Annotated in this window: 12 protein-coding genes, 1 other RNA gene and 1 other annotated feature; of the genes, 11 read left to right on the top strand and 2 right to left on the bottom strand. The window is 30.1% G+C overall.

The annotated features are described in order from the left end of the window. Positions 1 to 58: 58 nt before the first annotated feature. The 5 genes from yaaA to B5G32_RS03020 are packed head-to-tail and all read left to right on the top strand — an operon-like array spanning position 59 to position 6,998. Positions 59 to 277 (top strand): S4 domain-containing protein YaaA, encoded by a 219-nt coding sequence (gene yaaA, locus B5G32_RS03040; RefSeq protein ID WP_087245096.1) that lies wholly within the window; start codon positions 59 to 61, stop codon positions 275 to 277. After that, complete coding sequence (gene recF, locus B5G32_RS03035; protein ID WP_087935817.1) at positions 264 to 1,373, top strand: DNA replication/repair protein RecF; 1,110 nt, start codon at positions 264 to 266, stop codon at positions 1,371 to 1,373. Before yaaA ends, recF begins: the two co-directional genes overlap by 14 nt. After that, positions 1,360 to 3,282 (top strand): DNA topoisomerase (ATP-hydrolyzing) subunit B, encoded by a 1,923-nt coding sequence (gene gyrB / locus B5G32_RS03030; RefSeq protein WP_087304829.1) that lies wholly within the window; start codon positions 1,360 to 1,362, stop codon positions 3,280 to 3,282. Before recF ends, gyrB begins: the two co-directional genes overlap by 14 nt. Before the next feature lie 15 nt (positions 3,283 to 3,297). After that, positions 3,298 to 5,757, top strand: a complete 2,460-nt coding sequence (gene gyrA / locus B5G32_RS03025) for a DNA gyrase subunit A (RefSeq protein WP_087935816.1) — start codon at positions 3,298 to 3,300, stop codon at positions 5,755 to 5,757. Positions 5,758 to 5,798: 41 nt separating this feature from the next. Continuing rightward, positions 5,799 to 6,998: an immunoglobulin-like domain-containing protein gene (locus B5G32_RS03020; RefSeq protein WP_143746578.1), complete on the top strand. Its 1,200-nt coding sequence runs from the start codon at positions 5,799 to 5,801 to the stop codon at positions 6,996 to 6,998. 67 nt (positions 6,999 to 7,065) lie between these two features. Here B5G32_RS03020 and B5G32_RS03015 read toward each other — a convergent pair whose 3' ends face one another. Next, entirely contained in the window at positions 7,066 to 7,407 is a 342-nt protein-coding gene (locus tag B5G32_RS03015; RefSeq protein ID WP_087245076.1) for a DUF6054 family protein, read from the bottom strand. Between the two features lie 132 nt (positions 7,408 to 7,539). On the opposite strand from B5G32_RS03015, the gene B5G32_RS03010 reads away from it, so the two are divergent. The 4 genes from B5G32_RS03010 (at position 7,540) to serS (ending at position 12,617) form a co-directional block, all read left to right on the top strand. Then, entirely contained in the window at positions 7,540 to 8,151 is a 612-nt protein-coding gene (locus tag B5G32_RS03010; protein ID WP_087935815.1) for a DUF4230 domain-containing protein, read from the top strand. 78 nt (positions 8,152 to 8,229) lie between these two features. Then, entirely contained in the window at positions 8,230 to 9,573 is a 1,344-nt protein-coding gene (locus tag B5G32_RS03005) for a dicarboxylate/amino acid:cation symporter (RefSeq protein WP_087935814.1), read from the top strand. 1,003 nt (positions 9,574 to 10,576) lie between these two features. Beyond that, positions 10,577 to 11,071, top strand: a complete 495-nt coding sequence (locus tag B5G32_RS03000) for a GNAT family N-acetyltransferase (protein ID WP_479684581.1) — start codon at positions 10,577 to 10,579, stop codon at positions 11,069 to 11,071. Positions 11,072 to 11,108: 37 nt separating this feature from the next. Continuing rightward, positions 11,109 to 11,298 (top strand) — a binding site (T-box leader). Positions 11,299 to 11,339: 41 nt separating this feature from the next. Further along, positions 11,340 to 12,617 carry a serine--tRNA ligase gene (gene serS, locus B5G32_RS02995; RefSeq protein WP_087245072.1) on the top strand — a complete coding sequence of 426 codons (1,278 nt, stop codon included), beginning with the start codon at positions 11,340 to 11,342 and terminating at the stop codon, positions 12,615 to 12,617. Between the two features lie 93 nt (positions 12,618 to 12,710). On the opposite strand, the gene B5G32_RS02990 is transcribed toward serS, so the two are convergent. Beyond that, a complete protein-coding gene (locus B5G32_RS02990; RefSeq protein ID WP_087935812.1) occupies positions 12,711 to 13,487 on the bottom strand; it encodes a Cof-type HAD-IIB family hydrolase in 777 nt (258 codons plus the stop codon). Positions 13,488 to 13,835: 348 nt separating this feature from the next. On the opposite strand from B5G32_RS02990, the gene ffs reads away from it, so the two are divergent. Beyond that, an RNA gene (gene ffs, locus B5G32_RS02985) (signal recognition particle sRNA small type) lies at positions 13,836 to 13,923 on the top strand. A gap of 16 nt (positions 13,924 to 13,939) precedes the next feature. Further along, positions 13,940 to 14,383, top strand: coding sequence for a nucleoside deaminase (locus tag B5G32_RS02980; RefSeq protein ID WP_087935811.1), 444 nt, complete (start codon positions 13,940 to 13,942; stop codon positions 14,381 to 14,383). The last annotated feature ends 99 nt before the right edge of the window (positions 14,384 to 14,482 follow it).

Below are 14,482 nucleotides of genomic sequence, written 5' to 3'. Positions count from 1 at the left end.
ATTTTTGATGTTTTTGTGATATAATAGTTCAGGTTATGAAAGTATGGGTGATAAATATATGAAAGAAGTTACAATTCATAGTGAGTATATTACTTTAGGACAATTACTTAAATTAGCTGATGCTGTAAGTAGTGGAGCTGAAGCTAAATTAGTCATTAGTGATGGACTGGTTCTTGTCAATGGTGAAGTAGAAACAAGACGTGGGAAAAAGCTCTATCATCAGGATATTGTTTCTTTTGATGGACAAGAATATCTAATCATTAATGAAGATTCATAGTATTCAATTAAAGAATTTTAGAAATTATATTGATTGTTCAGTAAAATTTGATCCTTTTATTAATATTTTAATTGGTCAAAATGCTCAAGGAAAAACAAACTTATTAGAAGCTATATATATTTTATCAATGTCTAAAAGTTTTAAGACAAAAGTCATAGATGAAATGATTTATTTTGATCAGGACTTTGCGAAAATTCAAGGACAGATTATTAATAATCAAAAGACATTAAATTTAGAGATTGTTTTATCAAAGTTAGGAAAGAAAGCTTTGATTAATCATAATGAAATTAAAAAAACAAGTGATTATGTTGGTTATTTAAATGTTGTTTTATTTATTCCTGAGGATTTAATGTTAATAAAAGGGAGTCCAAAATTAAGAAGAAAATTGATTGATATGGAGTTATCTAAAATATCACCTATATATATGTATGATTTTAATAAATATCAAAGATTATTAAAAGAAAGAAATAAATATTTGAAATTATTAAATGAAAAACATTTAAAAGCTGATGATTACTTAGAGGTTTTATCTGAACAGATGGCACGATTACAAGTTCAATTATTAAAGAAAAGAATTGAATTTGTTGAATTATTAAATGAGATATCTACGAAAATGTATGATTATATTGCTTTACATCAGGAAGTATTATCAATTCAATATAAAACACATTATAAAGATATGAGTTATGAAGGTATTTTAGAAGATTATCGAAAGAATTATCAAAAAGATATTGCTTTTAAACAGACAACACATGGTATTCATAAAGATGATCTGCTGATGTGTTTAAATCAACAGGATGCTATAACTTATGCTTCACAGGGGCAACAAAGATCTATTGTTTTAGCAATCAAAATCGCTTTATTAGAATTGATTAAAAAAGAAATCGGAGAATATCCTGTTTTGTTGTTAGATGATGTTTTAAGTGAATTAGATGATACAAGAAAGACGAAGTTATTGAATTTAATTGAAGGAAAGGTTCAGACTTTTTTAACTTCAACAAATATTGATGGTATTCATCATCAGGTTATAGATAAAGCAAAGAAAATCGTCATTGAAAATGGAAATGTGAAAGGAGAAAGCTATGGAAGAAAATAAAGTTCAACACAGTTATAATGAATCTGATATTCAAGTCTTAGAAGGATTAGAAGCTGTTAGAAAAAGACCAGGTATGTATATTGGTTCAACGTCTTCTAGAGGTTTACATCATTTGGTATGGGAAATTGTTGATAACTCTATTGATGAAGCTTTAGCTGGATTTTGTAGTGAAATTAAAGTGATTTTAGAAGAAGGCGATGTTGTCAAGGTTATTGATAATGGACGTGGTATGCCAACAGGTGTTCATGCGAAAACTGGTAAGAGTACAGTTGAAACAATTTTAACTGTTTTACATGCTGGTGGTAAATTTGGTGGTGGAGGCTACAAAGTTTCTGGTGGTCTACACGGTGTTGGTGCCAGCGTCGTTAATGCATTGAGTGAATGGTTAGAAGTTTATGTACATAGAGATGGTCATATTTATTATCAAAGATTTGAAAAAGGTGGACAACCTGTTGAAGATTTAAAGATTATTGGTGATTGTGATGATACTGGAACAACAGTTACTTTTAAAGCTGATCCTTTGATTTTTGAAGAAACAACTGTATATGATTATGAAACATTAAATCAAAGAATCCGTGAATTAGCTTTCTTAAATAAAGGATTGAAATTAATTTTAGAAGATCATAGACAGACACCACATAAGAAAAATGAATATCACTATGAAGGTGGTATCAAAGAATACGTAGCTTATTTAAATCGTAATAAAACGCCTATTCATGAAGAAATTATTTATGTAGAAGATGAAATAGATGATATTAAGGTTGAAGTTGGTATGCAATATAATGATGGATATCAGCCAAATATCTATTCTTTCTGTAATAATATTAATACGCATGAAGGAGGAACTCATGAAGAAGGTTTCCGTCTTGCTTTAACAAGAGTCATTAATAATTATGCAAAAAATAATAATTTCCTGAAAAAAGATGAAGAATCTTTAAGTGGGGATGATTGCCGTGAAGGTTTAACAGCAATTATTTCAGTGAAACATCCTGATCCTCAATATGAAGGACAGACAAAAACAAAATTAGGAAATGCTGAAGTGAGAAAAATCGCAAGTAATATCATTTCAACAGCGTTAGATAAATTTTTATTAGAAAATCCAAATACTGCACAAATTATTATCAATAAAGCCATTGTCGCAAGTCGTGCCAGAATGGCAGCTAAACGTGCCAGAGAAATGACAAGAAGAAAAACAGCATTAGATAGTATTGCCTTGCCAGGTAAATTAGCTGACTGCTCATCTAAGGATCCTAGTGAATGTGAAGTATTCATTGTCGAAGGGGATTCTGCCGGTGGTAGTGCCAAGATGGGTAGAGATCGTAGAACTCAGGCCATTTTGCCATTACGTGGTAAGATTTTAAATGTTGAAAAATCAAGATTAGATAGAATTTTAGGGAATGCTGAAATTCGTTCGATGATTACAGCTTTTGGAACGGGTATTGGTGAAGAATTTGATATTAGTAAATTAAGATATCATAAAATTGTCATCATGACCGATGCCGATGTTGATGGTGGACATATTCGTATTTTGATGTTGACATTCTTATATCGTTTCTTAAAGCCATTAATTGAAGAAGGATATGTGTATGCTGCACAGCCACCATTATATTTATTGAAACATGGAAAAGAAGAATATTATTTATATTCTGATTATGAATTGGAAAAGAAAAAAGAAGAACTTGGTGAAAATGCCAAAATTTCTATTCAGCGTTATAAAGGTTTAGGAGAAATGAATGCTGAACAGTTATGGGATACAACAATGAATCCAGAACATCGTGTTTTATGGCAAATTGATTTAGATGATGCGATGCAGGCTGATGCTATGTTTGATATGTTGATGGGTGAAAAAGTTGAACCAAGACGTGAATTTATTCAAGAAAATGCACAAATGGCAGAATTAGACTTATAGTAAAGGAGAGAAAAAATGGAAGAACGTGGAATTAAGAAAAGATCATTAACAAAAGAAATGAAACAATCCTTTATCAATTATGCCATGTCAGTTATTGTTCAAAGAGCTTTACCAGATGTGAGAGATGGATTAAAGCCTGTTCAAAGAAGAATTGTGCATGGAATGAATGAACTTGGATGTTATAGTGATAAACCATATAAGAAATCAGCGCGTATTGTTGGGGAAGTTATGGGGAAATACCATCCTCATGGTGACTCTTCAATCTATGAAGCTTTAGTTCGTATGGCACAGGATTTCAGTTATCGTTATATGTTAGTAGACGGTCATGGAAACTTTGGTTCTATTGATGGTGATGGCGCTGCAGCACAACGTTATACTGAAGCCAGAATGTCTAAGATTTCTATGGAAATGGTGAGAGATATTAATAAAGATACAGTCAATTTTATTCCTAACTATGATGGTGAAGAATCAGAACCAGAAGTTATGCCATCACGTTTCCCTAACTTATTAGTCAATGGGACAACAGGAATTGCGGTTGGTATGGCTACAAATATTCCACCTCATAATTTAGGTGAAGTCATTGATGCCATATTGGCTGTTTCTCATAATCCTGATATTACGATTCTAGAATTAATGGAAAATTATATTCAGGGACCTGATTTTCCAACAGGAGCTTATATCTTAGGTAAATCAGCGATTAAAAAAGCTTATGAAACTGGTAATGGCTTAATTGTCATGAGAGCGAAAACGGATATTATTGATATTCATGGTGGTAAAAAAGCTATTGTTGTTACTGAAATACCATATATGGTCAATAAAGCTCGTTTAATTGAAAAAATGGCTGAACATGTTAAAGAAAAACGCATTGAAGGTATTACAGAAATACGTGATGAATCTAACCGTGAAGGTATTCGTATTATGATTGAACTTCGTAAAGATGTTCAACCAGAAGTCATTTTAAATCAGTTATTTAAATTAACAGCTTTACAGACAACATTTGGTGTTAATTCTATTGCCTTAGTGAATAACCAACCTCAAACTTTAAATCTAAAACAAATGATTACTTACTATCTTGATCATCAAGAAGAAGTGATTAGAAGAAGAACAGCTTATGATTTAAAGAAAGCTGAAGATCGTGCTCATATTTTAGATGGTTTAAAAAGAGCATTAGATCAGATTGATGCTATTATTGAACTCATTCGTTCATCACGAACAACAGAAATTATTCAACAGAGATTGATGGATGAATTTGATATGTCTGATCGACAAGCAAAAGCAATCAGAGAAATGCAGCTTCAAAGATTAGCTGGTTTGGAAAGAGAAAAGATTGAAAATGAATTAAATCAATTATTAGAATTGATTGCTGATTTAAAAGATATTCTTGCAAAAAGAGAAAGAATATTAGAAATTATTGAAAAAGAATTATTAGAAATTAAAGCTAAATTTGCTGATAAGAGAAGAACTGAAATTATTCAAGGAACATTTGATTTAGAAGATGAAGATTTAATTCCAGTCGAAGATGTGATTATTTCTTTAACTTCTAATGGATATGTCAAACGTATGCCTGTTGATACTTATAAAACACAAAATAGAGGTGGTAGAGGTATCAAAGGTATGGGAACCAATGAGGATGATATTGTGGATGCTCTTATTCATATGAGTACTCATGATGATTTATTATTCTTTACAAACTTTGGTAAAGTCTATCGTTTAAAAGGGTATAATATTCCTGAATTTGGTAGAACTGCTAAAGGATTACCTGTTGTTAATTTATTAAATCTAGATAAAGATGAAAGTGTTAAATCTATGATTTCTATTGATAAAGATGATATTGATGAAGAAAAGAATCTATATCTATTCTTTGTGACATTAAATGGTTTAGTTAAGAAAACTTCTATTGAAGAATTTAAAAATATTAGACAGTCTGGTAAGATTGCGATTAATTTAAAAGATGAAGATCAGTTGGTTGCTGTGAAATTAACAAAAGAAAATGAAGAAATTCTCGTTGCAGCATCTAATGGAAAATTAATTAGATTTAATGAAAATGATGTCAGACCAATGGGTAGAACAGCATCAGGTGTCAGAGGTATTAATGTAGATGGTAGTCATGTTGTGGGTATGACAACAAATGGAGAAGGACAATATATTATGGCTATAAGTGAAAATGGTTATGGTAAGATGTCTCCAATAGAAGATTACCGTGAATCACATCGTGGTGGTAAAGGTGTAAAAACCATTAATACGACTGAAAAGACAGGACAATTGGTAGCTTTAAGAGCTGTTAATGGTGATGAAGATTTATTAATTATGACAAGTGAAGGTATTATGATTAGACTTCCAATGGAACAAGTGAAACTTGCTGGAAGAAATACACAAGGTGTTAGATTGATTAAAGTTGCTGAAGGATCAATTGTTTCAAGTGTAGAAGTTGTTGATAAATCTGAAGAAGAAACTGAAGATAATGAAGAAGAATAGTATGTCGTAGGACATACTATTCTCTTATGGGGAAGGAAAAAATGAGAAAACTCAATAAAAAACATGTTATGATAACATTCATTCCTATCATTGTTATGATTGTTTTGATTTTTTGGTTTGTGTTTAGAAAAACAGAAACATTAGAATTAATAGGAAATGAAAAAGAAGTTTTCATGCTAAATTCTATTTATGAAGAAAAGGGAACAAATCTTGAAGATGTAGAAATGATTGGGAATGTTGATACATCTCAAGAAGGACAATATGAAATTAAATATCAATACAAAAATCAGACTGTTAAACGTCTTGTTGAAGTCTTAAATAATAAACAAATCGTTATGAATTTAAATGGATCTCAGGATACTTATGTTTTAAAAGGACAGAAGTATATAGAATCAGGATGTCATGTTATTGATCAAAATGAAGGTAATCTGACTGATCAAGTTAAAATCACAGGAAAAGTTGATACTCAAAAGGTTGGCGATTATGAGATTATATATTCTGTTCAAAATAAAGAAGGTATCTATTGTTCTAAGAAAAGAATCGTACATGTTGTCAATGAATTTGAAAAAAATAGTCATGGGATACCTGTTTTAATGTATCATTATGTCTATACTCCAGATGATTTACCAAAAACGATAAATACAAATTATATTCTTGATTCAAAATTAGAAGAACAATTAAAATACTTAAAAGAACAAGATTTTTATTTTCCATCATATCAGGAATTATCAGCTTATATAAAAGGTGAAATTGATTTGCCAAAGAAAAGTGTTATTTTAACCTTTGATGATGGACAAAAAGGGTTTTTAAAGTATGGTATTCCATTATTAGAAAAATATCAGATTCCAGCAACTTCATTTATTATTGCATCTCAAAATGGAAAAGAAAAAGTAAAAAAATATGCCAGTGAGTATATTACTTTTCAATCTCATTCGTATGATATGCATAAAGGTGGAGGAAATATTGGACATGGTGGTATTATCAGTGCTTTAAATATGGAACAAATTAAAGAAGATTTATTAAAGGCTCAAAATATTGTTGAAAATACAGAAGCTTTTGCTTATCCATATGGAGATGTCACAGTACAAGGACAACAAGCTATTCAAGAAGCTGGAATTTTATGTGCTTTTACAACAGAGTATGGAAAAGTAAAAAAAGGTCAGGATCCAACAAAATTACCACGAGTACGTGTACTTGGTGAATCATCATTGCAATCATATATAGCATCATTAGGAATGTAAAAAAGATTTCTACTTCAATTATGTAGAAATCTTTTTTTAGAATGATGTTCAAATAAAATGTATTAAATTATTTGTTTTTATAATTTTTAATAGCTTCTTTAAATTTATCTAAAAAAGCATCTTCACCAAAGGTATTAATTTTAAAGAACATTGCTTGACTTCCACCGGAACTAATGGCAGTGACCTGAATATGATTTTGATATTCTGTTATAGTAATAGACAAGCTTAATCGGTTTCCTCCTGTATAACTATATCTCTCTAATATTAAAATACCAACATGAACATCGTGTATATCATAATAATGTTCATCTTCTATTGAAGCTGAAAAACTTGAATTTATTAATTCATTTTTTAAAAATTGACAGAAATGATTGAAAGAACCATGAAGTTCACAAGAATATTTAGCCATGATCATACCTCCTTATTTATAGATTATCATGAAGTTTTGAAAATTATGTGTATTTTATATGTTCATATCATTTCAACAATATTTGACAAATATCTTGATCTTTTCTACAATGTTTGTAAGTAGGTGAAATGAATGAAAAAAATACAAATTAGTCAAACTTTAAAAAATATTATTGTTATTGTTGTGATAGCAGTTGTTTTCTTTTTTGTTGGAAAAGTATGGCCAAGTGGTGAAGAACCAACAGCTATAACAAGTGATTTATTGTCACAACAAATTCAAGGTATTAGCGAACTAGCAAGTGTAGAATATAATTATACCAATATGGGAAAATATGAAAACCAGGCGACTTTTTATGGTTGGAAAGTCCCTTTTACAACAAAGAGTTTCATTTTATCATATGATGGTCAAATTAAGGCTGGTATTGATATGAGTTTAGTAGAAGTCAATGTTCATGGTCAAAATATTGATATAACAATACCACAAGCTAAAATCCTATCTCATGAAATTGATCAGGAAAGTATTGAAGTTTTTGATGAAACAAAAAATATATTTAATCAGATTAGTATTACTGATTATAATCAATTTGCGATAGATCAAAAAAAGAGCATGGAAAGTAAAGCACAAGAGAAAGGATTATTGGAAGAAGCTCAAAATAAAGCTAAAGAAATAATACAAACATTTGTAGAATCAATGTATTCATCTTCAGATGATTATAAAATTGAAATAAAGATGGCAGAATCTTAAAGTTCTGTCATTTTTTGTTGAAATATGTAAAGTTTATAGTATAATGTTAGAAGTTTGGAGATAAGTGGGAGGTTATATATGAAATCAAAACAAAGTGGTAAGAAATTAGCGAAGAAAATGATTATTGCTTTAATTTGTGGTTTGGTTGCTGGATTAGGTTGTATCTTATTAAGAGAAAACTTATTAGCAAGTGGACAGGAATCTTTATGGAATACTATTAATAATGTATTATTCCAAGACATTACAGCTGAAGGTGCTAATAATGCAATTGGGATATTTTATATTGTAGGGCAATTATTTGTAAATGCATTACAATTAATTATTGTTCCAATGGTATTTGTGTCTATTATTTTAGCTATTTGTGTTATTACTGATACAAAGAAGCTAGGAAGAATTTCTTCTAAAACAATAGGAACATTCCTTATAACAACAGTTTGTGCTTTAATATGGGCTGGTATTATTGGTTCAATTGTTTATCATTTAGGAGCATTTAATGCTGTACATGCTGATAACTTAGTGATTCAACAAGGAGCTGTAGGTTCTAATCCATTAAATATCATTGTATCAGTGATTCCTAATAATTTAATTAATGCATTTACAAATAACGGGAATGTTTTAGCAGTTGTTTTCTTAGCAGTAGCGATTGGACTTGCGATGAATCAATTAAAAGATAAAACAAAAACATTAAAGAAATTATTAATTGAATGTAGTGATATTATTTCAGTTTGTTTATCATTTGTAATTACAAAATGTGCACCATATGCAATATTTTGTTTATTAACAAGAACATTTGCAATCTATGGAATTGATTATTTATTACCTGCTTTAGCTTATGTCTTAACAGTTCTATTTGCTTTGTTTGTTTATCTGTTTATAGCTTATCCTATCTATTTAATGGTGATGGGAAAAATCAATCCAAAACCATTTATGCGTAAAATACCAAAAGTTGCTTTATTTGGTTTTTCAACATCATCAAGTGCAGCAACATTACCATTAAATAAAGAAACAACAGTTCATGAATTGGGTGTAAGTGATGAAATAGCTTCATTTGTTTTACCATTAGGAATGACAATCAATATGGATGGTACAGCCATCATGCAAGTTATTGCAGCTATCTTTATTGCAGCAAGTTCTGGTTATGATGTATCTTTAACATCTATGGCAGTCATTGCATTTCTTGCTTTAATTGCATCAGTAGGAACACCTGCTGCACCAGGAGCAGGAGCTGTTATCTTATTTACTATTTTGACTGGTATGGGATATACAAATGATGGGGCATTATTGGCTTATTCATTAATTTTAGCAATCAATAGACCAATTGAAATGCTTGTGACATCATTAAATGTTGTTGGAGATTCGGCAACTTCTGTTATTGTTGGTAAAAAAGAAAATATGTTAGATGAAGATATTTATCATAGTTAAGTAGACTCAAATTGAGTTTACTTTTTTAATTACTGTGTTTGCTTAAAGTAAATGTCAAAAATAAATCTACACTTTCTAGATAATATAGAATCTAATTTTTGATATTGATATAATGCAGATGGAACAGCAATAACGGTAGGTGGTTATGCCTTAGTCGTGGGACGAAGGCACGTGATCCTTCATTGACATAGATATCCATTTAATAAATGGAAATATGAAAGACGGAGGTGATGGACATGACATCTTATGAGATGGTCATGATAATGTTAGGCATACTGACATTTATCATGACAATGATAAGTGTTATAGTGAAATTGCTTCTTATTATTATTGATAAGAGTACAAAAAATAACTACCTCGTGCTTAGGATAAATTGAGATAGTTATTTTTCTCAAACAAATCTAAGGCATAACCGCTTATTGGCTGTTCCTTTTCAATTACATTATAGTTTATGTTATTTTAGAAGTCAATATACAAAGAATGATATTTGCTAAAAGTAAATTTTAAAAATAAAATCATTCTTTCTAAACATTATAGAATACGATATTTATGAATGATATAATGCATATGAGCAACAATAGCGGTAGGTGGTTATGCCTTGGTCGTCTTGATCGAAGGTACGTAATCCTTCGTTAACATAGATATCCATCAATTTGATGGAAATATGAATGGCGGAGGTGATTGACATGACATCTTATGAAATGATCACGATAGTATTAGGAATGCTGACATTCCTTGTGACATTAATAAGTTTGATTGTGAAAATGCTTCTTATTATTATTGATAAGAGCATAAAAAAATAACTACCTCTGTCTCTGGAAAAGTTGAGGTAGTTATTCTTACTTCACAAAATCCAAGGCATAACCGTTTATCGGTTGCTCTTTTTACATTTTCATTATAGTTTATGCATTTTTAATTGTCAATATACTGATTCATTTGTTTGTAATTATTAAAAATGATATAATTTTTTATAAGAAACAGAGGTGTTATGAGGATGACTTGTTTGATTAGAAAATGGAAAAGAGAAGATGCTCAAGATTTACAACAATCTATTAATGATTTAAGAGTTTTAAATAATTTAACAGATCGTATACCTTACCCATATCATTTACAGGATGCCTATGATTATATAGATGCTATGTTATCTGCTGATGAAAATGAAATCTTTGCTTTTGCGATTGAATATGAAGGACATGTTGTTGGCAGTATTTCTGTTTTAAGACAAGATGATATTTATCGTAGAAGTGCAGAATTAGGATATTATTTAGGATATTCTTATTGGGGAAAAGGTATTATGAGTGAAGCTGTGAAACAGACATGTCAATATGTTTTTGAACATAGTGATATAGAGAGAATTTTTGCGGCTCCTTTTGATTATAACCCAGCCTCACAAAGAGTCTTAGAAAAATGTGGTTTTGAACGAGAAGGTATTTTACGTAAGAACGGCTTTAAAAATGGTGAGTTTCATGACATGATAATGTATTCTTTGATTAAATAATTATTGAAATTATCAAGTCTTATGCTATAATCAGTATATCAAATCGTTGCATTGGATAAGTAAATGTGAAATCATGATAGAGAGCTGATGGTTGGTGTAAATCAGTATGAGGAAACATTGAAATCTACCAATAAGAGAAGCTAATCACTTCCGGTTGAACCGTTATCTCATAAAAGTTATCAGTTTGATAAGAAATAGGGTGGCACCACGATAAATTCGTCCCTTGTGAAAGGTGCTTTTTATTTTATTGAAAAAGGAGAAATGAAAAATGATTGATATTGCTATACTAAGAGAAAATCCAGAAGCTGTAAAAGAAAATATGCGAAAGAAATTTCAGCATGATCGTTTACATTTAGTTGATGAAGCTTTTGAATTAGATAAAGAATATCGTGAAGCTCTGACAAAAGCAAGTGAACTTCGAGCTATGCGTAATTCATTATCTAAAGAAATTGGACAATTTATGCGTGAAGGGAAAAAAGATTTAGCTGAAGAAAATAAAAGAAAAGTCAGTGAAATGGCTGATACTTTAAAAGAATTAGAAGCAAAAGAAGTTGAATTAGGTCCAAAATTAAAAGAAGTGATGATGAAAATTCCTAACTTTATTGATGATAGTGTACCTATTGGAAAAGATGACAGTGAAAACGTTGAAATTCAAAAATATGGAGATCCTGTTGTTCCTGATTATGAAATTCCATATCATGCTGATATTATTACAAAATTAAATGGTTTAGATAAAGAAGCAAGTGGAAGAACAAGTGGTAATGGTTTCTATTATTTGATGGGTGATATTGCTAGACTTTCTTCAGCCATGTTATCTTATGCCAGAGATTTTATGATTGATAAAGGATTTACTTATTGTATTCCTCCATTTATGATTAGAAGTGATGTTGTGACTGGTGTTATGTCATTTGAAGAAATGGATGCTATGATGTATAAAATTGAAGGTGAAGATTTATATCTCATTGGAACAAGTGAACATAGTATGATTGGTAAATTTAAAGATCAGATTGTTAAAGAAGAAGAATTACCAATTACATTAACTTCATATTCACCATGTTTTAGAAAAGAAGTTGGTGCTCATGGTATTGAAGAACGTGGTATTTATCGTGTACATCAATTTGAAAAACAGGAAATGGTTGTTTTATGTAAACCAGAAGAAGCTATGGAATGGTATGATAAAATGTGGTCATATACTGTTGAATTATTTAGAAGTTTAGATATTCCTGTAAGAACACTAGAATGTTGTAGTGGAGATTTAGCTGATTTAAAAGTTAAATCTTGTGATGTAGAAGCATGGTCACCTAGACAGAAGAAATATTTTGAAGTCGGATCTTGTTCTACATTAGGAGATGCGCAAGCTAGACGTTTAGGTATTCGTACAAAAGGTGAAAGAGGAACATATTATGTTGCAACTCTTAACAATACTGTTCTAGCAAGTACACGTGCATTAATTGCATTTATTGAAAACAATTATAATGAAGATGGAAGTATTTCTATTCCTGAAGTCTTAAGACCATATATGGGTGGAAAAGAAAGAATTGGTTAAGATTCAAAAATGACAGGGTGTCCTGGATAAAAATCCGGGGCATTTTTTTATTTTATAAAGATATAAAAAAGCTGCAAAGATGCAGCTTAGATCTTATATAAGCTGATGTAAAAGGCAATAGTGATAAATACCATCATCACATACATGACCGCATATATCATCAGCAATCTCTTTCACTTGTGATGAAGCATTTCCCATTGCAACACCTGTCCCTACTGTTTGTAACATTTCTATATCATTATTTCCATCACCAAAAGCGAGAGCTTGTGATGCATCTAATTGATAATAGTCAAGAATTTTTTGAATACCAATACCTTTACCACTTTGAGCAGGAATAATATCAACTGCTCTATCCCACCATGCTGTAATTTTAGCATTTTCTACATTGTCCATAAGAATTGAATAATCTTTTTCTCTACAACCAACCATTATTTGATAAACTTCATCTTTAGCGACTTCATTAAAATCATCAGCAACTTCTACTTTCATTTTGGCAAAGTCAAAATATTGTACCAAATCATCATCTTTTCCATTGCTGGCAATTCTGTTTTTTGTAGCAATGGATAATGGTCTATGTAGTTTTTTGGCATTTTGAATAATTTGTTGAACATCATAAGATGGAATAGGGAAGTTTGAAATATCTTGATCCTTTGTAAAACAATAAGAACCATTAAAAGTTAAGAAAGCATCAAATTCAATCCCATCAAAATGTGGTAAACTCATGGGTGTTCGACCAGTTGCTAAACAGATTCTGATTTGATTTTCTTTTAATCTTTTTAATGTTTCAAGCATTTTTTGAGATATTTGTTTTTTATTCATATCAATAAGTGTTCCATCAATATCAAAAAAAATGATTTTTATTGTTTTCATATAAATCTCCTTTATATTGAGTGATATATATTATTGTATAATTTTTAAGTTTATATATAAAGATAAATAATGATTTTGTTTGAATATTCGTACATATCAAATTTATATTCAAGACAGTCATAAAGATATCATTTAGATAATTTTGGTGTTTAGAAGGTTATTTAATATTGAGAAGAATATGAAATAACAGTATCCTTTTTAAAACTATCGTAGTGATTTAAAACATTAACAATAGAACATGAATTATTTAACTTATCATCAAAAGTTGAAGTTTTATAAAGGAAAAGATGGATTTATTGGGAAATAGAATTTTTTATTGATTTGTATAAGAAATATGCTATAATAGATTTTGCCATTACAATAGGCGGCTTCGAACCATGTCAGGACCGGAAGGTAGCAGCATTAAGAATGTCCGTTTATGTGTAGTGGCTTTTTTTCTAAGGAGTGAGATTATGAGTGATGAAGAATATATGAAAATAGCTTATCAGCAAGCTTGTTTAGCAAGAGGCATTGATGAAGTGCCTATTGGAGCTATTATTGTCAAAGATGGTGAGATTATCGCAAAGGCTTATAATCAAAAAGAATCTACCCATGATGTAACGGCACATGCTGAAATGATTGCAATTAGAGAAGCTTGTCAAAAATTAGGCAATTGGCATTTAGATGGCTGTACATTATATTCAACATTAGAGCCATGTATTATGTGCAGTGGAGCTATTATTCAAAGTCGTATAGAAAAAGTTGTTTTTGCTGCTAAAGGACAACGATGGCATGGATTATCAACTTTTTTAGCAAATCATGAGTTTAATCATCAGCCTCAAGTGATTTCAGGAATCTTAGAAAAACAATGCTGTTTATTATTGTCCCAATATTTTAAAGGAAAAAGAAATCATTAATGCAGATTTTTTATCTTAAGCATATGTTTTGATATTATCTTATAGACTTTCATCATTTATCCATATCAATATGATATACTATATTTAGAGGTGAGATAT

The organism is Massilimicrobiota sp. An80 (genome assembly GCF_002159255.1).
Taxonomy (GTDB): domain Bacteria; phylum Bacillota_I; class Bacilli_A; order Erysipelotrichales; family Coprobacillaceae; genus Allocoprobacillus; species Allocoprobacillus merdigallinarum.
Note: the sequence above shows the minus strand (reverse complement) of the source record. Positions and strands in the feature narration are given on the sequence as shown.